At 65.6% G+C, this 20663-nt stretch carries 26 protein-coding genes; 14 read left to right on the forward strand and 12 right to left on the reverse strand.

Going from position 1 to position 20663, the window contains the following annotated elements; all coding sequences use genetic code 11:
• Window positions 1-22: 22 nt before the first annotated feature.
• From mobB to bufB, 4 genes are all read left to right on the forward strand, one after another.
• A complete protein-coding gene (gene mobB / locus AC3RCJ_RS07715) occupies window positions 23-547 on the forward strand; it encodes a molybdopterin-guanine dinucleotide biosynthesis protein B (protein WP_492965139.1) in 525 nt (174 codons plus the stop codon).
• A gap of 59 nt (window positions 548-606) precedes the next feature.
• Window positions 607-807: a YjfB family protein gene (locus AC3RCJ_RS07720; RefSeq protein WP_492965137.1), complete on the forward strand. Its 201-nt coding sequence runs from the start codon at window positions 607-609 to the stop codon at window positions 805-807.
• 243 nt (window positions 808-1050) lie between these two features.
• A complete protein-coding gene (locus tag AC3RCJ_RS07725) occupies window positions 1051-1335 on the forward strand; it encodes a BufA1 family periplasmic bufferin-type metallophore (RefSeq protein WP_492965135.1) in 285 nt (94 codons plus the stop codon).
• An 11-nt stretch (window positions 1336-1346) separates the two neighbouring features.
• A complete protein-coding gene (gene bufB, locus AC3RCJ_RS07730) occupies window positions 1347-2993 on the forward strand; it encodes an MNIO family bufferin maturase (protein ID WP_492965133.1) in 1647 nt (548 codons plus the stop codon).
• Here the strand turns inward: bufB and AC3RCJ_RS07735 are convergent.
• The 3 genes from AC3RCJ_RS07735 to fumC all read right to left on the reverse strand — a co-directional run bounded on the left by AC3RCJ_RS07735 (window position 2990) and on the right by fumC (window position 5107).
• Window positions 2990-3274 carry a DUF883 family protein gene (locus tag AC3RCJ_RS07735; protein WP_492965131.1) on the reverse strand — a complete coding sequence of 95 codons (285 nt, stop codon included), beginning with the start codon at window positions 3272-3274 and terminating at the stop codon, window positions 2990-2992. The two genes, bufB and AC3RCJ_RS07735, sit on opposite strands and share 4 nt — an antisense overlap.
• 122 nt (window positions 3275-3396) lie before the next feature.
• The gene (locus AC3RCJ_RS07740; protein ID WP_034781865.1) at window positions 3397-3618 is read right to left on the reverse strand and encodes an RNA-binding S4 domain-containing protein; all 222 of its coding nucleotides are present in this window, start codon (window positions 3616-3618) and stop codon (window positions 3397-3399) included.
• A 94-nt stretch (window positions 3619-3712) separates the two neighbouring features.
• On the reverse strand, window positions 3713-5107 hold the full coding sequence (gene fumC, locus AC3RCJ_RS07745) for a class II fumarate hydratase (protein WP_492965130.1): 1395 nt from the start codon (window positions 5105-5107) through the stop codon (window positions 3713-3715).
• Window positions 5108-5265: 158 nt separating this feature from the next.
• Between fumC and AC3RCJ_RS07750 the strand changes: the two genes are divergently transcribed.
• Window positions 5266-6336, forward strand: a complete 1071-nt coding sequence (locus AC3RCJ_RS07750) for a type IV pilus assembly protein FimV (protein WP_492965307.1) — start codon at window positions 5266-5268, stop codon at window positions 6334-6336.
• A gap of 103 nt (window positions 6337-6439) precedes the next feature.
• Here the strand turns inward: AC3RCJ_RS07750 and AC3RCJ_RS07755 are convergent, their stop codons facing one another.
• The 4 genes from AC3RCJ_RS07755 to AC3RCJ_RS07770 all read right to left on the reverse strand — a co-directional run bounded on the left by AC3RCJ_RS07755 (window position 6440) and on the right by AC3RCJ_RS07770 (window position 8292).
• Window positions 6440-6622 carry a hypothetical protein gene (locus AC3RCJ_RS07755; protein ID WP_492965122.1) on the reverse strand — a complete coding sequence of 61 codons (183 nt, stop codon included), beginning with the start codon at window positions 6620-6622 and terminating at the stop codon, window positions 6440-6442.
• Between the two features lie 108 nt (window positions 6623-6730).
• The gene (locus AC3RCJ_RS07760; protein WP_492965123.1) at window positions 6731-7027 is read right to left on the reverse strand and encodes a flagellar protein FliT; all 297 of its coding nucleotides are present in this window, start codon (window positions 7025-7027) and stop codon (window positions 6731-6733) included.
• A gap of 177 nt (window positions 7028-7204) precedes the next feature.
• Window positions 7205-8032 (reverse strand): HDOD domain-containing protein, encoded by an 828-nt coding sequence (locus tag AC3RCJ_RS07765; protein ID WP_492965124.1) that lies wholly within the window; start codon window positions 8030-8032, stop codon window positions 7205-7207.
• 110 nt (window positions 8033-8142) lie between these two features.
• Entirely contained in the window at window positions 8143-8292 is a 150-nt protein-coding gene (locus AC3RCJ_RS07770; protein WP_492965125.1) for a hypothetical protein, read from the reverse strand.
• Between AC3RCJ_RS07770 and AC3RCJ_RS07775 the strand changes: the two genes are divergently transcribed.
• Window positions 8291-8944 (forward strand): class I SAM-dependent methyltransferase, encoded by a 654-nt coding sequence (locus tag AC3RCJ_RS07775; RefSeq protein WP_492965126.1) that lies wholly within the window; start codon window positions 8291-8293, stop codon window positions 8942-8944. The two genes, AC3RCJ_RS07770 and AC3RCJ_RS07775, sit on opposite strands and share 2 nt — an antisense overlap.
• Window positions 8945-9097: 153 nt before the next feature.
• Complete coding sequence (locus AC3RCJ_RS07780) at window positions 9098-9283, forward strand: CsbD family protein (RefSeq protein ID WP_034759763.1); 186 nt, start codon at window positions 9098-9100, stop codon at window positions 9281-9283.
• Window positions 9284-9358: 75 nt separating this feature from the next.
• On the opposite strand, the gene AC3RCJ_RS07785 is transcribed toward AC3RCJ_RS07780, so the two are convergent.
• The 3 genes from AC3RCJ_RS07785 to AC3RCJ_RS07795 all read right to left on the reverse strand — a co-directional run bounded on the left by AC3RCJ_RS07785 (window position 9359) and on the right by AC3RCJ_RS07795 (window position 14002).
• The gene (locus AC3RCJ_RS07785; RefSeq protein WP_492965127.1) at window positions 9359-11569 is read right to left on the reverse strand and encodes a S9 family peptidase; all 2211 of its coding nucleotides are present in this window, start codon (window positions 11567-11569) and stop codon (window positions 9359-9361) included.
• A 186-nt stretch (window positions 11570-11755) separates the two neighbouring features.
• Window positions 11756-12595 carry a PhzF family phenazine biosynthesis protein gene (locus AC3RCJ_RS07790; RefSeq protein WP_492965311.1) on the reverse strand — a complete coding sequence of 280 codons (840 nt, stop codon included), beginning with the start codon at window positions 12593-12595 and terminating at the stop codon, window positions 11756-11758.
• 15 nt (window positions 12596-12610) lie between these two features.
• A complete protein-coding gene (locus AC3RCJ_RS07795; protein ID WP_492962472.1) occupies window positions 12611-14002 on the reverse strand; it encodes an MATE family efflux transporter in 1392 nt (463 codons plus the stop codon).
• 187 nt (window positions 14003-14189) lie between these two features.
• Between AC3RCJ_RS07795 and AC3RCJ_RS07800 the strand changes: the two genes are divergently transcribed.
• The 6 genes from AC3RCJ_RS07800 (at window position 14190) to AC3RCJ_RS07825 (ending at window position 18657) form a co-directional block, all read left to right on the forward strand.
• Window positions 14190-14855 carry a beta/gamma-crystallin gene (locus AC3RCJ_RS07800; RefSeq protein ID WP_492962470.1) on the forward strand — a complete coding sequence of 222 codons (666 nt, stop codon included), beginning with the start codon at window positions 14190-14192 and terminating at the stop codon, window positions 14853-14855.
• Between the two features lie 177 nt (window positions 14856-15032).
• A complete protein-coding gene (locus AC3RCJ_RS07805; protein WP_492962468.1) occupies window positions 15033-15350 on the forward strand; it encodes a beta/gamma crystallin-related protein in 318 nt (105 codons plus the stop codon).
• Window positions 15351-15443: 93 nt separating this feature from the next.
• Complete coding sequence (locus AC3RCJ_RS07810) at window positions 15444-16448, forward strand: beta/gamma crystallin family protein (RefSeq protein WP_492962466.1); 1005 nt, start codon at window positions 15444-15446, stop codon at window positions 16446-16448.
• Window positions 16449-16618: 170 nt separating this feature from the next.
• Complete coding sequence (locus AC3RCJ_RS07815) at window positions 16619-17290, forward strand: beta/gamma crystallin-related protein (protein ID WP_492962464.1); 672 nt, start codon at window positions 16619-16621, stop codon at window positions 17288-17290.
• 131 nt (window positions 17291-17421) lie between these two features.
• Window positions 17422-18342, forward strand: coding sequence for a DnaJ C-terminal domain-containing protein (locus AC3RCJ_RS07820; RefSeq protein ID WP_492962462.1), 921 nt, complete (start codon window positions 17422-17424; stop codon window positions 18340-18342).
• Between the two features lie 3 nt (window positions 18343-18345).
• Window positions 18346-18657 (forward strand): chaperone modulator CbpM, encoded by a 312-nt coding sequence (locus tag AC3RCJ_RS07825; RefSeq protein WP_492962460.1) that lies wholly within the window; start codon window positions 18346-18348, stop codon window positions 18655-18657.
• Window positions 18658-18664: 7 nt separating this feature from the next.
• On the opposite strand, the gene AC3RCJ_RS07830 is transcribed toward AC3RCJ_RS07825, so the two are convergent.
• The gene (locus AC3RCJ_RS07830) at window positions 18665-18892 is read right to left on the reverse strand and encodes a hypothetical protein (protein ID WP_492962458.1); all 228 of its coding nucleotides are present in this window, start codon (window positions 18890-18892) and stop codon (window positions 18665-18667) included.
• A gap of 59 nt (window positions 18893-18951) precedes the next feature.
• The gene (locus AC3RCJ_RS07835; protein WP_492962456.1) at window positions 18952-19866 is read right to left on the reverse strand and encodes a LysR family transcriptional regulator; all 915 of its coding nucleotides are present in this window, start codon (window positions 19864-19866) and stop codon (window positions 18952-18954) included.
• A gap of 130 nt (window positions 19867-19996) precedes the next feature.
• On the opposite strand from AC3RCJ_RS07835, the gene AC3RCJ_RS07840 reads away from it, so the two are divergent.
• Entirely contained in the window at window positions 19997-20602 is a 606-nt protein-coding gene (locus AC3RCJ_RS07840) for an FMN-dependent NADH-azoreductase (RefSeq protein ID WP_492962454.1), read from the forward strand.
• Window positions 20603-20663 lie beyond the last annotated feature (61 nt).

A 20663-nucleotide genomic window follows, 5' to 3' on the forward strand; every position in this document is an offset into this window, starting at 1 on the left:
CTTTCTATGAAGGAAGATGACGATGCAAGTAGCGATGCCCGCGCACCCGGTACTGGGCGTGATAGGCCGTTCCGGCAGTGGCAAGACGACCCTGCTGGAATTTGTGGTGAAGGAAATGGCCGCGCGCGGCTTGCGGGTCAACCTGGTCAAGCACAGCCATCACGACCTGGCGCTGGAGCCGCCGCAAAAAGACAGCGCGCGCCTGCGCGCGGCCGGCGCGGCGGAAGTGCTGGTGGCGTCGCCGTATCGTTTTGCCATCGTGCACGAATTGCGTGGCGCACCCGAACCCGGCCTGGCGCAGCAGCTGGCCCGCATGGGGCCGGCGGACCTGACCCTGGTGGAGGGGTTCAAGACGGACCCGATTCCCAAGCTGGAAGTGTACCGCCGCGCAGTGGGGCAGGCGCCGCTGTATCCGCAGGATCCGCACGTGATCGCCGTGGCGTCCGACAGCCCGGCGCCCGCCGATCTGCGCGCAGGCGTGACCTGGCTGGACTTGAATGCGCGCGAAGCCGTGCTGGCCTGGCTGTTGCTGCAGGCGGGCAAATAAACGCTAAAGTATTGCCGTGGCGATCCGTTAATACGGGTAGACCCTCTTTGGAGAAACGTATGGACGTCGCAAGCATTGCCCAACTGTCAACCACGATGGCGGAAACGGGAACCCGGCAAGCCGTCGGCGTGGCTGTCCTGAAAAAGGCCCAGGATATCCAGAGCTCGACTGCCGCAGCCTTGCTGGAAGCCTTGCCGCCAGTGCCGTCGGCACCCAGCCTGCCGTCGCACCTGGGCAACCGCATCAACACGACAGCCTGAGCCTGGCCGCCGGCGCATGGCGCCGTGCCTGGCTGAGCCCCAGCCGCATCCCGCCGTGTGCAGCGGCGGGGGCAGGGCGCCTGCGTGCCCGCGCCTTGTCCTGTCCTCCCGCCCGTCCCCCTCCAGAAAAACGCGCATTGTTCGCCATGGCGCCGCTAATTGCGTAGAATCGCCGTGTTGTTGCCGCAGCTGGCCCGTGCTTGCTGCCGTGCCTGCCGATCAATACTTATCAGAGGATCACCCATGAATAAACGTCTAGCCCTCGTTGCCGCCGCCCTGGCCGGCATTTGTGCCACCACCGGCGCGGCCGCGCATGAGGCGCCCGCCGGCGACAAGGAAAAATGCTATGGCGTGGCGAAAGCGGGGCAAAACGATTGCGCCTCGTCCGATGGCGCGCATTCCTGCGCCGGCCAGGCGGCCACGGACAATATGCCCACCGAATGGACCTATGTTGCCAAGGGAACATGCGAAAAAACGGGCGGCGCCCTGAAGCCGGTGAAGGCCGCCAAGCCAGCCGCGCAGTCATAAGCGGGGCCGCCATGCCGCCGTCCATTCCCGCGCTCGCTGGCGTGGGCGTCGGCCTGCGCGCGCCCCACTACCGCGATTTCCTCGAGTGCCGGCCCCGCGTGGACTGGCTGGAAGTGCATACCGAAAATTATCTGCAGCCGTCGGGCTGGGACTGGCATGTGCTGCAAGCCTTGCGCCGCGATTATCCGCTGAGCCTGCATGGCGTGGGCCTGGGCCTGGGATCGGCGCGCGGTTTTTCCGAGACGCATTTGCAGCGCGTGCGCGCGCTGGTCGAGCGCATCGCACCGGCCATGGTGTCGGAACACCTGTGCTGGGGCGCCGTGGCGCGGCAGCAACTCAACGATCTGCTGCCGCTGGCCCTGGATGGCGCGGCCCTGGACTTGCTGTGCGCGCGCGTCGGCCGGGTGCAGGATGCGCTGAAAAGACCGATCTTGCTGGAGAATGTCGCCACCTGGCTGCGTTTTGCCGACGATGCCATGAGCGAGGCGCAATTCCTCGCCGAGCTGGCGCGCCGCAGCGGCTGCGGCCTGCTGCTCGATATCAATAACCTGTATGTGAATCAGTGCAACCACGGCGAGGATGCCCTGGCCGCCCTGCAGGCGATCGCGCCCGGCAGCGTGGGCGAGCTGCACCTGGCCGGCCACCTCGTCACGCCGCACGCCGTGATCGACCACCATGGCGCCGCTGTCGCCGATCCCGTCTGGGAATTGTATCGGGCCGCCTTGCTGCGCTTTGGCGCCGTGCCGACCCTGGTCGAATGGGATACGGACTTGCCGCCGCTGGAGGTCCTGCTGGGCGAGGCGGACAAGGCGCAAGGCATGCTGGCGCGCCATGCGCCGCCTTTGCCGTGGCAAGGGGCGATCATGGCGGCGCCGCCGCCCGTGCCGGCTGACGGGCTGGCGCTCAAGCAGCAGGCCTTTGCCACGGCCCTGGTCGATCCCGCGCACGCTGCGGCAGTCCTGCGCCTGTGCCGGGAGCCGGCGTCGGCCGAACGCCTCGGCCTGTATCGCGGGAATTTGACGGCTACCTGGCGCCGTACCCTGGGCCACGCCTATCCCGTCGTGCTGGCGCTGGTGGGCGAGGAATTCTTCGCCGGCCTGGCGCGCGCCTATGGCCGGCAATCTCCATCGGCCAGCCCTGACCTGAACCGGTTTGGCGACGGCTTTGCCGCCTTTCTCGCCGCTTTCCCGCCGGTGGCCGGACTGCCCTACCTGCCGGACATGGCGCGCCTGGAATGGGCCTTGCACCTGGCCCATTACGCGCCCGATGCGCAGGGCGTGGTGCCCGGGACGCTGGCCGCCCTGCATCCGCAGCAGCTGGAAGAGAGCCGCTGGACGCTGCATCCTGCCTGTTTCCTGCTGGCGTCGGACTGGCAAGTGCCGGCCCTGTGGCAGGCGCACCAGGAGGAGGAGGGCCAGGCAGTGTTTCCGCAAGACATGCAGGTGGCCAGCCATGCGCTGGTCTGCCGTCCACGCTGGAAGGGGCAAGTGCTGCCGCTGGATGGGGCCGGGCATGCGGCCTTGCTGGCGCTGCAGCAAGGCGGGACGTTTGGCGCCGCGCTCGACGCGGCGTTCGGGCTCGATGACGATTTCGACCTGGGCCGGCAGCTAAGCCTGTGGCTGGCGCATGGCGTGCTGGCAGAGCAGATGCCCGGCTAATCGAAGGCGCGCAGCACGCGCGCTTCGCCCGTCTGGTCGCGATACAGGCAATTTGCGGCCAGCGTGGCGTCCATCATGCGCGCCACCTGCTCTTCCTCGAAGCGAGCAAGCTCGGCAGTAGCCGCCACCAGCGCCGCTTCCAGCCTGGCGCGCGCGTTCTGGTACAAGCCGCTCGTGTATTTTTCGGTGTTGCGGAGCAGTTCTTCCGCATTTTCTATGACCTGGCGCAAGTCGCCTATCAGGCGTTCCTGGCTGCGCGTGCCTTGTTCGGGATGGTCCATGGCGCTTCCCTTCCGCAATCGTTAGATATGTGGCAATAGCGAATAGTTGGGCTTGATGTAAGCAGCCGGGCACGCGGGAGGCCGGGCTGGAGGCAGGGGCCGCTCGCGCGCCCCATGCGGGATCAGGCGGGGCCGACGACCGTGATACGGATATCGCCCACGCTGACCACCTGGCCGGCGCGGATCTTGGCGGTCTTGCGCAATTCCTTCTTGCCATCGACCTTCACCACGCCGCTATCGACCATGACCTTGCCCGCGCCACCGCTGTCGCACAGGCCGACCAGCTTGAGCAGCTGGTTCAGCTCGACGAACTCGGATGTTAAATCAAAGCTTACTTTTTGCATTGTATCCCTTATTGCAATGATGTGTTTTCTACACTTGATGACGACCTCAACTAAGCCATAGTTTAGCTGAAGCCGCCAGGGATGCGGGTGAGAATCAGCTTTTGTTGGGCCGCGTCATTTCCAGCGGGACGATCCACGCGCCAAATTGCTCTTCCGTCACGAAGCCCAGTTCCAGCGCCGCCTGCTTCAAGGTCGTGCCTTCATGCTGGGCCTGCTTGGCGATTTGCGCCGCCTTGTCATAGCCGATATGCGGCGCCAGCGCCGTGACCAGCATCAGGGAACGCTCCATCAGTTCGGCGATGCGTGCACGGTTCGGTGCGATGCCGTGCGCGCAATGCTCGTCGAAGCTGCGCATGCCGTCGCCGAGCAGGCGCGCGCTTTGCAGGAAGTTGTGCGCGATCAAGGGCTTGAAGACATTCAGCTCGAAATTGCCCGAGGCGCCGCCCACGGTGATGGCGACGTCGTTGCCGAACACCTGGCAGCACAGCATGGTCAGCGCTTCGCACTGGGTGGGATTGACCTTGCCCGGCATGATGGAGCTGCCCGGCTCGTTTTCGGGGATGGTGATTTCACCGAGGCCGGAGCGGGGGCCGGACGCCATCCAGCGCACGTCGTTGGCGATCTTCATCAGGGCCGTGGCCAGGGTTTTCAAGGCGCCATGGGCGGCGACCAAGGCATCGTGGGCGGCCAGGGCGGCAAACTTGTTGCTGGCCGTTTCGAACGGCTGGCCCGTCAGCCGCGCCAGTTCAAAGGCGATGCGGCCGGCAAATTCCACGTGCGCATTCAAGCCCGTGCCGACGGCCGTGCCGCCGGCGGCCAGCTGCAGCAGCGGCGGCAACGCTGCGGTAATGATGTGTTCGGCGAAGTCCAGTTGCGCCACGTAGCCGGAAAATTCCTGGCCCAGGGTCAAGGGCGTGGCATCCTGCAGATGGGTGCGGCCGATCTTGACGATGTCGGTAAATTCCGTCGCTTTCGCGTCGAGCGTGGCGCGCAGCTGGCGCAGCGGCGGCAGGACCGTGTTGGCCACGGCCAGGGCGGCCGCCACGTGGATGGCGGTGGGGAAGATGTCGTTCGAGGACTGGCCCAGGTTGACGTCGTCGTTCGGGTGCAGCAGCCGCTCGGCGCCGCGCAAGCCGCCGATCAGCTCGGAACCGCGGTTGGCCAGCACTTCGTTCATGTTCATATTGCTTTGCGTACCGGACCCCGTCTGCCAGACGGCCAGCGGAAACTCGGCGTCGTGCTTGCCGGCCAGTACTTCATCGGCGGCCTGCGTGATGGCGATGGCTTTCTTGCCATCCAATAAGCCCAGGTCCAGGTTGACGTGGGCGGCCGCGCGCTTGACGGTGGCCAGGGCGGCGATCAGTTCGGGCGGCATCTTTTCCGTGGAGATATGGAAATGCTCGAGCGAGCGCTGTGTCTGCGCTCCCCAAAGCCGGTCGGCGGGTACGTCGATCGGGCCGAAACTGTCGCGTTCGATTCTGCTGCTCATGGCATCCCTTTCATCGATTGTGGTGGTTCGAGTGTACTCCAGGCGTCAAAAAGACACAGGATGATGCTGTATTGCATCATTCTTCCTACACTTCCGCGATTTCCTGCCGTTAATGACAGACGAGTTCCCCTTATTTTAGTTGTCAAAGCGATCACTCCATGCATAGCAGTGTCTTTCCCCGCTGGCCCCTGGCCGCCTGTCTCGCCGCCTGCCTGTCCGTGCCGCCCGCTGCCGCCGCCGAACTGGGCGACATGACGGTGCTGTCGCACGTGGGCCAGCCTTTGTCGGCCGAGATAGAACTGACGGCGCTGGCGCCCGATGAGGCCGGCGGCGTGCCCGTGCGCCTGGCATCGCCCGATGTGTACCGGGGCGGCGGCATCGCCATGGATGCGGCCCTGCAGGGCTTGGCTGTCAGCGCGTTCGAGCGGGGCGGGCGGCGCTATGTGCGCGTCAGTACGCAGCAGGCGATCCAGGCAGGCCACCTGCATTTGTACTTACTGTTGGGAAATGGCAGTCGCGCCATCGTGCGCCTGGCCACGCTCTGGCTGACGCCGGCGCCAGCGGCCGCGCCGCCGCCTAAGGCAGTCGTGCCCCCCGCGCCCGTGGTACTGGCGCCGCCGCCGGATGCCGCCGCGCTGGCGGCACGCGCGCGCGCCGAGGGCATGCTGCGTCCGCCCGCCGTCTTCAGCGCGCCGCGCGCCGCCCCGCGGGCTGACGCCGTGGCGCGCCCGCCTGTTGCGGCCCGTCCCGCGCCACCGCCGCGCCGCGCCGCCGTGCCCGCGGCCGCCTGCGCGCCGCAAGCGGCCGCCCAGGCTGAAGCCTGCGTGGCGCTGGACCAGAAAAATGCGGCGTTGAATGAAAAGCTGGGCGAACTGGAGGGCAAGATCGGCGCGCTGCAAAAGGCGCTGGCGCTGCCGGCGGCACCGGCGGCGGCCGCTGCCGTGGCGGGGCCGCCGCATGCCAAGCCCAAGCTCCCGCCGGCGCAGGAGACGCAGAAGAAGGCGGGCGGCAACGGCTTGATATGGCTGGGCGTCGGCACGCTCGTATTCCTGCTGCTGACGGCCGCCGCCGTGTATGTCGTGCGCAAGCGCAAGCGGGCGCCAGGGACGGCAGCGCCATCGAAATACTGGGTCTTGCTGCGCAAGCCATTCCGGCGCAAGCGCATCCCCGTCCTGACCGAAGCGCCGGAAGAGGTGGCAGTGGCCGAGGCGGAGCCATTTTCGCGCTAGCATTTGACATGAAAAAAGATATTGCAAAAAGATGCGCGCGCATGTGCCAATAGCGTTGCCTATTTTTCAAAGATGGCTTTATAATTAACTCAGTGGACTTGCTCTACTGACAAAACAGTCCCAGCCTGTCGCAGCCACCAACGATAGTGTGGCGCGGCAAACAGGTGTAGCGTTGCATAAACGCCTGGGCCTGGAAGCGGTCTGCGATGCCGACGATGTGCTCGCGGACGCCGGATGCAACCGGCAGCGAGGCGACGCCAGGAGATACCTGGGGTTCGCCTTCCATATTCCTCTCTCGCCGCCGCCCGCCGCCGCTTGCCGGCACCGCCAAGCGGCGGCGGGGCAGACGTAAAAAAAGCGCCGATGGCGCTTTTTTATTTTGGTGGCAACAGGCTTACATGCCGGCGCGCGGCGCCGGCATCACCTTGGCCAGCTGCGTCATCCACGGCTCGGTGATGGTGCGGATTTCGCGGTCATTTGCCAGGATTTGCTTGAGCAGGTCGATCTTGCGCATGCGCGCCGTGCCGGACAGCGCGGGCACGGCACCGGCCATGGCGGCGCCAGCTTCGCCGGTGCACTGGTTTTCCAGGGTCTGCAAACCGTCCCAGTCGCTCGAACGTGCGGCCACGACCATTTTGTTGGTCATTCCTGCAATATTTTCATACATCGAGAGAACGTCGTTGGAGGTCATGAGCACACCCGTAGCTAGTGAAAGGATTACCGCCTGTCTAGATTAACGGCGGCCTGCACGGGAACTTGAGGGTTTTTTTGAAAAAAATGAAAATAATCTCAAAAGCGGGCGTTCACCTGCCGGCATCGCCCGCCAAGCCGCATGGATGCTGGCTATGGCGTTACCGGGCGAGAGCATTCAGTTGATCAGTTCCTCCAGGCCGGCGCTCAATTCGGCCGGCGGCGGCATTTTGTCGACCAGCGCCGCGGGCGGCAAGCCCAGCGCCCCGGCCACCGCGTTCGGGTAGCAGGCGATGATTTCTTCATCGCTCAGGTGGTTTTCATCGATGCGGGCGCGCCAGGCGGCCAGGTGGACGATGGCGCCCAGGCGGTTCAGCGGCGGCCGCGCCAGCGGATCGGGAAACGCGGCGATGGCTTCGGCAAAGGCGGTGGGGAATTTCCAGCGGCGCGCCAGTTCCGCGCCCACTTCCGCATAGCTGTAGCCCAGCGATACCCGTTCCGCATCAAGGCGGCGCGCATCGAACGGCGGGGCGATCTTGTCGAGCTGCATGGCTTGCTCCGGCATGGCGGCATGGATCACCAGCTGGCCGATCGCATGCATCATGCCGATGGTGAACGCCAGGTCCTGGTTGTCGCCCGTTTGCCTGGCGATCCAGCGGGCCGACACGGCACTGTGCAGGCTGTAGCGCCAGAACTGCGGCAGGTTCAATCCTGGCACGGCCTTGAAGCCGCTGACCAGGCCCGAGCTGATGACCAGCGTGCGCACGGTCACAAAACCGAGCATCAGCACGGCGTCTTCCACCGTGCCGATGCTGCGCGAGACGTGATAATAGGCCGAGTTGGCCAGGCGCAGCAGCTTGGCGCTCAGGGCCGGGTCTGCGCCCAGCTTGTTGGCAATCTCCTCGGTGGAAATGGCCGGATTGTCGAAGCTGCGCACCAGTTCGTCGACAATTTTCGGCGCGGCAGGCAGGGCATGGGGATGCTGGAACAGCGCTTCAAGTTGCATGGCAATCTCCTTGGCGTTCGCGCGGCACGGTGGAAGTGTCGTGAAACTATATGCCGATTTTTTATCTCCATGCAAAAAACTTCGCGCGCGTGTCCGGCGCTGGAAACAGGCTATGATTTCAGCCATTTCAATACAGGAAAGCCATGCCCGTCTTCCCGTCCTTGCGGCGCAAGGCGGCTATCGAAGCGAAAGGCGGGCTGCCGCTCAGGCGGCTTGCGCGCCGCTACCGTAAAATGCGCGATCACCGACAGGAGCAGCATGAAGCCGACGAATCGAGCGCAAGACCAGCAAGATCCCATCCACGCCATCACCGACCGCACCCTGGCCCATTACGACGCCAGCGCCGAGCAGTTTTTCGAAGGCACGCGCGACCACGACGTCAGCCAGAACATCGGCGCGCTGCTGGCCGCCATCGGCAGGCCCGCGCCTTTGGAGATTCTCGACCTCGGTTGCGGCCCGGGCCGCGACCTGAAGGCCTTCACGGCCCTGGGCCACCATGCCACGGGCGTGGACGGCAGCGCGCGCTTCGTCGAGATGGCGCGCGCCTACAGCGGCTGCACCGTGTGGCAGCAGGATTTCGTCGACCTCGACCTGCCTGCCGCGCACTTCGACGGCGTGTTCGCCAATGCCGTGCTGTTCCACGTGCCCAGCGCCGCCTTGCCGGGCGTGCTGCGCGCTTTGTACGCGTGCCTGAAGCCGGGTGGCGTCTTTTTCAGCTCGAATCCGCGTGGGCAGAACCAGGAAGGCTGGCATGGCGCGCGCTACGGCAGCTACCACGACGAAGCGACGTGGGCCGCGTACGTGCAGGCGGCCGGTTTTACCCTGGTCGAGCAGTACTACCGTCCGCCGGGCTTGCCGCGCGAGCAGCAGCCGTGGCTGGCCACCGTCTGGCGCAAGGATTTGACGGCCTGATCGACGATGTAGGCACTGTGTTAGGAACCGTACAGAGCCTTTGATCCCCGCTGCGTACTATGGACACATCGACACGCAACAAGCAGCGTGTGAGCCGCAGTACCGGCCCTTTGGGCTGGACAACAGATGTACCAACTACAGTGAGGATCCATCATGAACAAAGATCAAGTCGAAGGTAAACTGAAGGAAGTCGGCGGTAAAATCCAGGAAGCCGCTGGCAAAGTCGTCGGCAGCGAAGAACAGCAAGCCAAGGGCCTGGCCAACCAGGTCGAAGGCAAAGTGCAGAAGAAGGTTGGCGATGTGAAGGACGCGGTGGAAACCGTTACCCGCAAGCCATAATTTCTGCTCCAGCATAAAAAAACCGCCGCCTGTCGCAAGACAGGCGGCGGTTTTTTTATGTGATGCAGATCAAGCTTACTGTGCCGGCTTCATCAGGTTCTGCTTGAAGAACAGCTCGATTTTCTTGTACACGTGGCGCTGGCCCGCGCGCGACGAGATGCCGTGCTTGGCGCCCGGATACGTCATCAGGTCGAATTGCACGCCGCGGTTGACCAGCGCGTCGATCAGGCGCGTGCTGTTGCTGAACAAGACGTTGTCGTCGGCCATGCCGTGCACCAGCAGCAGCGGAGATTGCAGGCCGTCGAGGTGGGCGAACACGGTGCTGGCCTTGTAGCCATCCACGTTTTCCTTCGGCATGCCGAGGAATTGCTCCGTGTAATGGGTGTCGTACAGCGACCAGTCGGTCACGGGCGCCACCGACACGCCCATGGCGATCTTGTCGGACGCTGCCGACAGCAAACGCAGGGTCATGAAGCCGCCGTAGCTCCAGCCGAACACGCCGATGCGTTTGGCATCGACGAAGCTTTGCTTGCCCAGCCAGGCTATGCCCACCAGTTGATCGGCCACTTCGGCCGCGCCCAGCTTGTGATAAATCGCATCCGTGAACGCGCGCTCGCGGCGCGAGGAGCCCCGGTTATCGAGGCGGAAAACGACAAAGCCCTGCTGCGCCATGTACTGGTCGAAGTTGTTGCCCCAGCGCCGAGCCACGTGCTGCGAGTGCGGGCCGCCGTATGTCGACAGGTAGACGGGATAGCGTTTGGCCGGGTCGAAATTCGACGGCTTGACGATCGAATAGTGCAGGGTCTGGCCATCGTCGGCCTTCAGGGTGCCGTATTCGGTCGGCAGGTGATCGGCCTTGTACTTGAAATACGGGTGGCCGGCGTTCAGCGCGTTTTCTTCCAGCCAGCCCACCATGGCGCCGTCCGGGCGGCGGATGCTCACTTGCGGCGGCGTGGCCGGATCGGAATACGTGTCGACGAAGACTTCGCCGTTGCGCGAGAAGGTCGTGTCGTGCCAGCCGTCCGCTTTCGTCACGCGCTGCGGCTTGTCGGCCGTGCTGCCATCGAGGGCCAGCGCGTAGGTCTGCTTGTCGATGACGGCGTCGCGGTTCGACGACACGAATACTTTACCGGTCTTCTGGTTCACGGCCAGCACGCTGTCGATGCCCCACTCGCCGGACGTGACCGGGTGCAGCAGCTTGCCGCCCATGTCGTACAAATACAGGTGATTGCGGCCCGTGCGCTCGGACGACCACAGGAACTGGCCGTTGGCCAGGAAGCGCAGGTCGTCATGGATGCTGACCCAGGTCTTGGACGTTTCCGTCAGCAGGGTGCGCTGCGCCAGGGTGGCCGCGTCGACGGCGACCAGGTCCAGCGTCTTCTGGTCGCGCGACTGGCGCTGGTAGACGAGCGACTTGCTGTCCGCGCTCCAGTCGGCGCGCACCAGGTAGATGTCCGGGTTCGTGCCCAGGTCCACCTGGCGCTGCGCGCCCGTTTCCGGCGAGACGATCAGCAGTTGCACCAGCACGTTCGGGTCGCCGGCGGCAGGGTAGCGCTGCTCGACGACGTCGGTGCGGTCGGCGAAGATTTCAAAGCGGCGCACGACGGGCACGGGCGCTTCGTCATAGCGTTTATAGGCGATGGCGGAATCGTCGGGCGCCCAGTAGTAGCCGGTGCGCTGGCCCATTTCTTCCTGCGCCACGAATTCGGCCTCGCCGTTACGTATCGTGCCCTTGCCGTCGGTCGTCAGCTGGCGTTCCTTGTCCGTCTTGAGGTCGATCACATAGATGTTCTGGTCGCGCACAAACGACACGTAGCGGCCCTTCGGCGAGATCTTCGGATCGAGCACATTGCCCTTGGCGACCAGGCGCGCCTTGTCCGGGTGGGCCGCGTCGACCAGGTACAGATTGCCGGCCAGCGGCACCAGCAGCTGCTTGCCGTCCGGCGACCAGCTGTAGCTGAGGATGCCGTTCAGGCTGGCCGTGCGCTCGCGTTCGCGGCGCGCCTGCTCTTCGGGCGAAATCGTTTCATGCGGCACCAGCGCCTTCGAGTCGACCAGGCGGTGCGTGCTCTTGTCTTTCAGCTTGAATTCCCACAGGTCGAGCTGGAACTGGTTGTCGGCGCGGCCGCGCAGGAAGGTGACGCGCTCGCCATCGGGCGAGACCTTCAGGTTGCGCACGCCGGGGCCGGCCAGCGCCGGATCGGCGTGGATGCGTTCCAGGGTCAGCTTTTCAGCCGATGCGGGAACGCTGGCCATCGCGGCCAGAAAACAAAGAATAAAACGCATGGATGTCTCGGTAGTTGGAAGGAAGGGCACTGCATGTAAGGCGAGCTTGAGCGTTGCCTAAGCGTAAGACGATACCAGAGCGTGCCTGTTTATGCGATAGCGCAGGCCACGGAATAAGCGCCTCCTGGCCGTATTTCCTTCGTCAAAAATATCCAACAGCCGCCCATTCCATGGCGCTTGGCCCGTTCAGGCCAATATCGTGCCTTCGATCACCGTCACGCACGCGCCGCCTATCCAGGCCTGGCCAGCGCGGAAAGTCACGGACACGCGGCCGTCGCGCTGCAGGCAGGTGCCCTGGCGGACCGTGTAGTCGCTGCCCGCCAGCAGCTGCGCGATGCAGGCGTTGGCGCTGCCCGTGACGGGGTCTTCGACCAGCGCGCCGTGCTCGCTGAGCAGGGCGCGCACTTCGTAGTCGGCCGGCCCGCCGGCGGCGTGCGGGCCGTACAGCGCCAGGCCGTCGGCGCCGGCGGCGGCCAGCAAGGGCGTCAGCGCGGCGATGTCGGCGCGCACGGCCAGGCAGGCGGCGGCGCTGGCCAGCGGCACGCACAGCCAGCGGATGCCCATGTCGGCGACGGTGGCGCCAGCGGCCAGTTCTCCGCCCAGCGCCGTGTGCAGCAGCGGCAGCAGCGCGGGATCGAGCGCGCGCGTGCTGCTGGGCGGCGCCTGGAAGGCCAGCACGCCGCCGGCGCACCGTTCTATCGGCACCAGGCCGACGCCGCATTCCTGCACGATGCGCGCGCCTTTCGGCTGCAGGCCCGCCTCGAGCAGGGCGTGCGCCGTGCCCAGGGTCGGGTGGCCGGCGAACGGGAACTCCGTCTCGGGCGAAAAAATCCGCACGCGGTAATCGGCGGCCGGGTCGCGCGGCGCCAGCACGAAGGTGGTTTCCGACAGGCCCGTCCAGCGCGCGATGGCCTGCATCTGCGCGGCGTCGAGGCCATTCGCGTCGAGCACCACGGCCAGCGGATTGCCGAGGAACGGCGCGCTGCTGAAGACGTCGACCTGCCTGAAGGGGCGTGGTTGCGGCATGGGGCGCTCCTGGTCTCAGGCGGCGCGCAGGCGCTGCAGCGACAATCGGTTCAAGTACCAGGTCAGCAGCACGGCGGCCACCGTCAGGCCCGTCACCAGGCCGATCCAGAAGCCGGCGGCGGCCATCGGCTCGGCCGGCGACCAGATGAAGCCTTGCGGCGCCAGGCCCAGCACATAGCCGATGGGCAGCGAGAAGCCCCAGAAGGCCAGCAGCTGGATCAGCATCGGCTGGCGCGTCACCTTGTAGCCGCGGATGGCGCAGGAAGTGGCCACCTGCGTCGCGTCGGACAGCTGGAACAAGGCGGCGAACAGCAGCAGCTGCGCGCACAGGGCCTGCACCTGCGGGTCGGAGGTATACGCTTGCGCGATCTGGTGGCGGAAGACGGTGATCAGGGTGGCCGAGACGATGGCCGCCGTCAGCGACATGGCCACGCCCACCCAGGAAATGAAGCGCGCCTTGCGTAAATTGGCTTCGCCCACGGCGTGGCCCACGCGCGTGACGAGCGCAATGCCGAAGGTGAGCGGCACCATGAAGACGACGGACGAGAAATTGAGGGCGATCTGGTGCGCCGACACCTGGATCACGCCGAAGCGGGCCACCAGCAGGCTGATGACGCCAAAGGCGCTCACTTCGGCAAAATACGTGACGCCGATGGGCAGGCCCAGGCGCAGCATGGGACCGATGGACGACGGCTGCGGCCATTCCCAGTGCGTGAATGGATACGTGGCGCGGTAGGCGGGCGCGAACCTGATCCAGGCCAGCATGGCCAGCAGCATCATCCACACGCAGCAGGTGGTGGCCACGGCGCAGCCCACGCCGCCCAGCTTCGGCATGCCCCAGTGGCCGTAGATCAGCAGGTAGTTGACGAAAATATTCAGCGCCAGCGCGGCCAGCGCGATGACCATCACGGGCTTGGTCTGGTTGATGCTGGTGCTGTAGCCGTACAGCGCGCGGTAGGCGGCGAACGGCGGCAGCGCGCAGCTGATGATGTGCACGAACAGCTTGGCCTTGGCGGCCACCGCCGGTTCGAGCATCAGGTGGTCGAACACCAGCGCCGCCATGTTCGTCAGCAGGCAAGCCACCAGGCCGACCAGCAGCGCCTTCCACAGCGCCTGGCGCACGATGTGCGGCACCTGGTCGTGGCGCGCGGCGCCGATTTCATGCGCCACCAGGGTATTGATCGCCATCATGATGCCGCTCACGGTGACGAGCACGATGGACCAGATGGCCGCGCCCAGCGACACGGCCGCCAGTTCCTCGGGATTCGTATGCCCCGTCATGGCCACGTCGGCCGCGCCCATGCCGACGGTGGCCAACTGGCCGATCAGGATGGGCCAGGCCAGCTTCCACAGCGAGGAAACTTCATTGCGGATGGCGGGCAGGGTGAACGAGGTCGTGTGTGGCATGGGCGGCAAGCTTGACTAAAGACAAGATTCTACCGGCATTCGCCGCGCTTGTCCGCGCGGTGCCCCCGGCGCCCGCCACGGTAATCATTTGTTACAGCTAAGAACCGCAGTCGCGGCTAGACTGCGCGTTCTATTTGGCAAGATGACCAAATAGTCAACCGTAATACCCTGACTATGGAGCATGACCATGCTGAAACACACCCTGAGATGCGCCCTGTTGCTGGGCGCCGCCATGACGGCCGAACTGGCCGGCGCCGGCGAACTGACCCTGTATTCGCGTGACGATTTTCACGGCCGCTCGCACACCGTGCGCGACGCCGTCGCCGACCTGGAGGACGCGCGCTTCAACGACACGACGCAAAGCATCCGCGTGCGCTCGGGCCGCTGGGAGGCGTGCGAGGACGCCGACTTCCGCGGCGCCTGCTTTTTGCTCGAGGCGGGAGAATATCCGTCGCTGGACGCCCAGGCCAACAAGATCACGTCGCTGCGCGAAGTGCGCGGCGGCTGGGATGGCCATCCGGGCCGCGACCGCGACCGGGGGCGCGACTGGGACGGCCGCCGTGACCGTGACCGCGAGCGCGGTCATTTGCCGGGGCGTTCGCTCGGCGGCGAGCTGACCTTGTATACGCGCGACGATTTCGCCGGCCGCAGCTTGAGCGTGAGCAATGCTTCAGCCGACTTGCGCGAACGCGACTTCAACGACACGGTGCAAAGCGTGCGCGTGCGCTCCGGCTATTGGGAAGTGTGCGAAGACGTGGGCTTCCGTGGCCGCTGCCGCACTTTGGCGCCGGGCGAGTACGCGAGCCTGGAGCGCATGAGCAACCGCATCTCGTCGGTGCGCGAAGTGCGCTGACGCGGGGCAGATAGTAGCCAAGTGGCAATAACAGGCTCGCGCAGGGCCTGTTATTGCTTTTGGTAACAATTTATTGTGCTTTTCTCATACTTTGTTACACCGTTTTTTCTGTGGATGGCTACACTGATTCAGTTGTCATGTCGATCACTTACCTTTGCCGCCACCGGAGACCGCCCCATGAATCGCCCGTTCGCCTTTGCTCTGCTGTGTGCCGGTTCGCTGTGCGTCCATCTCGCGGCGCAGGCCGGCGAGATCCGCCTGTACACCGATGATCATTTCGGCGGCAGGACGGTCGTCCTGCGCGACACGACGGACGACCTGTCGCGCGTCAATTTCAATGACGCCGTATCGAGCATCAAGGTCGAGTCGGGCAGCTGGGACGTATGCACGCATGCCCGCTTCGGCGGCACGTGCGAGCGCATGGGACCGGGCGAGTACAAAGTCCTGAGCAATGGCATGGAAGGCCGCCTGTCGTCGCTGCGACGCCTGTATTGATGGCGGCGTCGGCGGCCGCATTTGTTACACTAGCGACCTGGCTTGCGGGCCAGGCGAATCACCACTTAATAAGAACGAAGAATGGAGTTAATCATGACCGGTCCTTTCAAGCGCGCGCTCTTGTGCGCGGCGACGCTGACGCTGTACATGGGGGCGCACGCGGCGGCGCGCGCCGGCGAAATCACCCTGTTCCAGGACGATAATTTCAAGGGCCGCGCGGTGACCGTGCGCGAAACCACCGATGACCTGTCGCGCCTGGGCTTCAACGACAAGACGTCCAGCATCAGCGTGCGTTCGGGCACCTGGGAAGTGTGCAGCGACGGCGGTTTCCACGGCAATTGCAAGGTGCTCGAGCCGGGCGACTATCCGTCGATGCCTGGCATGAACGACGCCATTTCCTCGGTGCGCGAAGTAGGCCGCGGCAATGGCGGCCGCCCGGGGCGTTATCCGGGCAATGACGATGGCCGCTATCCGGGACGCGACCCCGATCGTGGCAACGGCGGCTATGGCCGCGGCGCCGCGCTGGAAGTGTATTCGGGCGCGGGCCAGAATGGCGGCTCGGCGCGCCTGAACCGCGACACGAACGATTTCGTCAGCATCGGCTTCAACGACCGCACCACCAGCATCGTCATCTACAACGGCTACTGGCAGCTGTGCAGCGACGCCAACTACAACGGCGTATGCCGCATCTTCGGCCCCGGGCGCCATGACGACCTGGGTCGCGGCCTCGATGGAAGAGTTTCGTCGGCGCGCATGGTCGACGAGCGCGAGGCGCGCCGCCAGCAGCAATATGAGCAGCAATATCCGCAACAGCCGCAATATCCGCAGCAACCGCAATATCCGCAGCAGCGCGGCGCCATCCTGCTGTTCCCCGATGCCGGCATGCGTGGCGAACCGCTGGCGCTGGACCGCAATGCGGAAGACCTGGTGCGCTACCATTTCAACGACCGCGCCGGGTCCATCGTCGTCAACGAAGGCCAGTGGGAAGTGTGCAGCGATGCCAATTTCAGCGGCCGCTGCGAAATCATCGGGCCGGGCGAATATGCGCGCCTGAACCAGCTCGACGACAGGATATCGTCGCTGCGCCGCGTGCGCTAGGCGTGCCGGTGGCGTAGCGCCATCGGCGCAGACAGGCCGCCTGCCGGGAGCTTCCCGCCAGGCGGCTTTTACATTCCCTGCCGTGTGCTGACATTTGCTTGCCCTTTGTTACACTCGCCGCCGGTCGCCTGGTCTACACTGGCGAAAATGTAATCTGTATTGGAGTTGTCATGGTTCGATCTTTCCGCCCCGCGCTGCTGTGCGCCGCCACTTTCCTTGCTCCCTTTGCCGCGCAAGCCGGTGAACTGACCCTGTTCCAGGATGCCGATTTCCGCGGCCGTTCCGTCACCTTGCGCTCGGAAACGGGCGACCTGTCGCGCATGGGATTCAACGACAAGACCTCCAGCATCATCGTGCGTTCGGGAACCTGGGAAGTGTGCAAGGACGCCAATTACAGGGGCAACTGCCGTACCCTGGGACCGGGCCGCTATCACACCATGCCTGGCATGAACGATGCCGTGTCCTCGGTGCGCGAAGTGGGGCGTCCCGGCCATGGCGACGGCGGCCACCGCCCGTATCCGCCGCGCCCGCCCCGTCCGGAGCCGGAACGCCCTTACCCCGGCCATGGCGGCGGCCACCGTCCCGACGCGAATGGCGCCGTGCTGCTGTTCCCCGATGCGGGCATGCATGGCCGGCCCGTGCGCCTGGACCGCGAAGTGCGCGACTTGAGCCGCTATGGCTTCAATGACCGCGCCGAGTCCATCGTCGTCAATTACGGCCGCTGGGAATTCTGCGTCGACGCCAACTTCCGCGGCCGCTGCGTGGTCATGGGGCCGGGCAGCTACGGCCGCCTGCATGGCGGCCTCGATCGCCGCATTTCCTCGGTGCGCCGCGTGCGCTAGGCGTTGTAGCCTTCCTGCCCAGCGCCCGCGCAAGCCTTGCTGCGCGGGCGCTGTTGTATTGTGCGCACGCTCTGTCGCGGCCAATTCGTGTACTCTTCCCACAGGCAGTTCAACCATGGGGAGCCAGCACGGTGGAATACAAGGACTACTACAAGGAACTCGGCGTCGAGAAGACGGCCACCGAGGCCGAAATCAAGAAGGCGTACCGCAAGCTGGTGCGCAAATACCATCCCGACGTGAGCAAGGAACCGGACGCCGACAAGCGCACCAAGGCCCTCAACGAAGCCTACGGCGTGCTGGGCGACGCGGAAAAGCGCGCCGCCTACGATGAACTGGGGCGTAACCAGGGCGCGCAGGGCCAGCCCTTCCGGCCGCCGCCGGACTGGGGCGCGGGCTACGAATCGTCGGGCGTCGACGACAGCGACTTCTTTGCCGACCTGTTTGCCCACGTGGGCGGCCGGCGCCGCGCCGGCGGCAGTTTCCAGATGCAGGGCGAGGACAGCCACGCCGCCATCACCATCGATTTGCAGGACAGCTACCAGGGCGCCAAGCGCCACATCGTCATGCGCGTGCCCGAAGCGGATGCGCAAGGCCACGTGGTGACGCGCGAGCGCACCCTGGAAGTGACGATACCGAAAGGCGTCACGGAGGGCCAGCAGCTGCGCATGAAGGGGCAGGGCAACCCGGGCAGCGGCGGCGCGCCCGCCGGCGACCTGTACCTGGAAATCCGCTTCCAGCCCGATGCGCGCTACAGGGTGGAAGGGCGCGACGTGTTCGAGACCGTGCCCGTCACGCCGTGGGAGGCGGCGCTGGGCGGCGAGATCGACGTGCCCACGCCATCGGGCACGGTGTCCGTCACCGTGCCGCCCAATTCGCAGACGGGGCGCAAGCTGCGCCTGAAAGGGCGCGGCATTCCCGCCGCCCAGCCGGGCGACTTGTACCTGCTGCTGGAAGTGGTGCTGCCGCCGGCGAACGACGACAAGGCGCGCGAACTGTATGCAACCATGGCGCGCGAGATGGCTTTCAATCCGCGCCAGAAGCTGGGAGGGTAAATCATGACAAACAAGGTAATTGGCGAATTGCTCGAAGATCGTGCCCTGAGCCTGGAGGAACTGGCGCGCGCCTGCGCCGTGGAGCCGGACTGGGTGGTGCGGCACGTGCAGACGGGCGTGCTGCTGCAGGATGGTCCGCCGCCGGGCCAATGGACGGCCTGGCGCTTCACCAGCCTGGACCTGGTGCGCGCGCGGCGCCTGCACGAAATCGAATCCGTGTTCGACGCGAATGCCGAACTGGCCGCGCTGGTGGTCGATCTGTCGGAAGAAGTGGCGCGCCTGCGCCGCCGCCTGCACGTGCTGGGCGTCGAGTAGCTTTTATTTACTCAGGCTCGCTGTGGCGTGCCACGGTGAGCCGCGCAATATAGAACTGCCCGTCGACGACCACCCGGTGCGGGATGCCGGCCACGTCGAAGCCGGGGCCGCCGTCTTCCATCCATTCCTGTGCCAGCGAGTCGAACTGCTGCGGCGTCATGCGCAGCATCTGCGCCGTGATGACGAAGCGCGCGCCTGGTTTTTGCTTGTTGACGAAGTCGTCGATGCCGGCCATGGTGTTTCCTTTTGATACTGATCAATGTATGCGCGCATGATACCCGTCCGCGCGCGCATCTAAAAGACTTGTTCCAGCAGCGGCAGCTGCTCCGCAAAGCGCTCGGTCAGCCACTTGCCCGCCTGGCCCGGCGGCGTATCGGCGCGCTGGATCAGGTAGATCGGGTAATTCTCGCCGTTGTCGACGGCCAGCGGCAGGTGCACCAGCCGTCCCTGCGTCAAGTCGTCGCGCACCATCGCCTCGGGCATGTTGCCCCAGCCCAGGCCCGCGCGCAGCAGCGCGTGTTTTGACCCCAGGTCGCCCAGGCGCCAGTTGCGCAGTCCCAGCACGCCGAAATCCTGGCCCTCCGTCAGCGCGCTGCGGTCGCTGAGCACCAGCTGCACGTGTTCGCGCGCCAGGGAGGAGGAAATCGGCCCTGCCAGCTGCGCCAGCGCGTGGCTGGGCGCGGCCACGGGAATCAGGCGCACGTGGCCGACGGCCAGGCGCTCGAAGACGCTGGCCGTGGCCGTCATCCAGCCGCCCAGGCCGATGTGGCAGCTGCCATCCATCACCAGCTGCGCCACGGCGCCCATGGCTTCGATGCGCAGGCGCAGGGCGACCGTGGGGAACTGCGCCTGGAACGCCTCGAGCACGCGCACCAGCACGCAGGTGGGAAACATCACGTCGACCACCAGCGACACTTCCGCCTCCAGCCCGCCGGCCAGCGCCTTGGCGCGCGCGCGCATCGCATCGACCTTCAGGGCCACGGCGCGCGCGTCGGCCAGCAGGGCGCGGCCCGCGTCCGTCAGGGTGGGCTTGCGCTTGCCGCGGTCGAGCAGCACCACGTTCAGCTGTTCTTCCAGGTTGGCGATGGTGTAGCTGATCACCGATTGCGTGCGGTGCAGCTGGCGCGCCGCGTGGGCGAAGCCGCCCGCGTCGATGACGGCGACGAATACGCGCAACTGGTCGAGCGAAGGCTGGCCCGGTTCTCTCATGCTGCAATCCTATCCATAAATTCGATGCTAATCATTGATATTTACACGGTTTTATCGATGTTAAACCCGAACTATGATGTGTGCAAGGGCCGCGATGCGGCATTCATTATCCGTTTCGAAGGAGCGATTCATGGCCAAGGTATTGCACATCAATAGCAGCGTGCGCAGCAGCGGTTCCCTGTCGCGCCAATTGTCGGGCGAATTCGTCGCCAGACTGGCCGCGCAAGGCAACGCCATCGTCGAACGCGACCTGGCGCAAGACCCCGTGCCGCACCTGACGGAAGAGGTGATGGGCGCCTTCTTCACGCCGGCCGACCAGCGCGGCGCGCAGGCGGCGGCCGCCGTGCAGCTGTCCGACACCCTGGTCGACGAATTGCTGGCAGCCGACGTGCTGGTGCTGGCCGCGCCCATGTACAACTTTTCCGTGCCATCGACCCTGAAGGCGTGGATCGACCACGTGGCGCGCGCGGGCCGCACTTTCCAGTACACGGCCACGGGCCCGGTCGGCCTGGCCACGGGCAAGAAGGCGGTGATCTTCACGGCCAGCGGCGGCGTCTACAGCGAAGGCCCGGGCGCCGCGTATGACTACCTGAGCACCTACCTGCGCACGGCGCTGGGTTTCATCGGCATCACCGAGATCGAGTTCGTGCGGGCCGAAGGCGTGGCCATGGGCGAGGACGCCGTCGCCAGCGCAGTCGCCAAGGGCCGCGCCTCGATCGCGGCCCTGGCGGCCTGAGTCTGGCCCCGCTCTAGTTCCAAAGGGGGATTGCCAATCTGCCATGGTTGACATAAGCTTG

Source organism: Janthinobacterium sp. GW822-FHT07H11 (assembly GCF_058798615.1).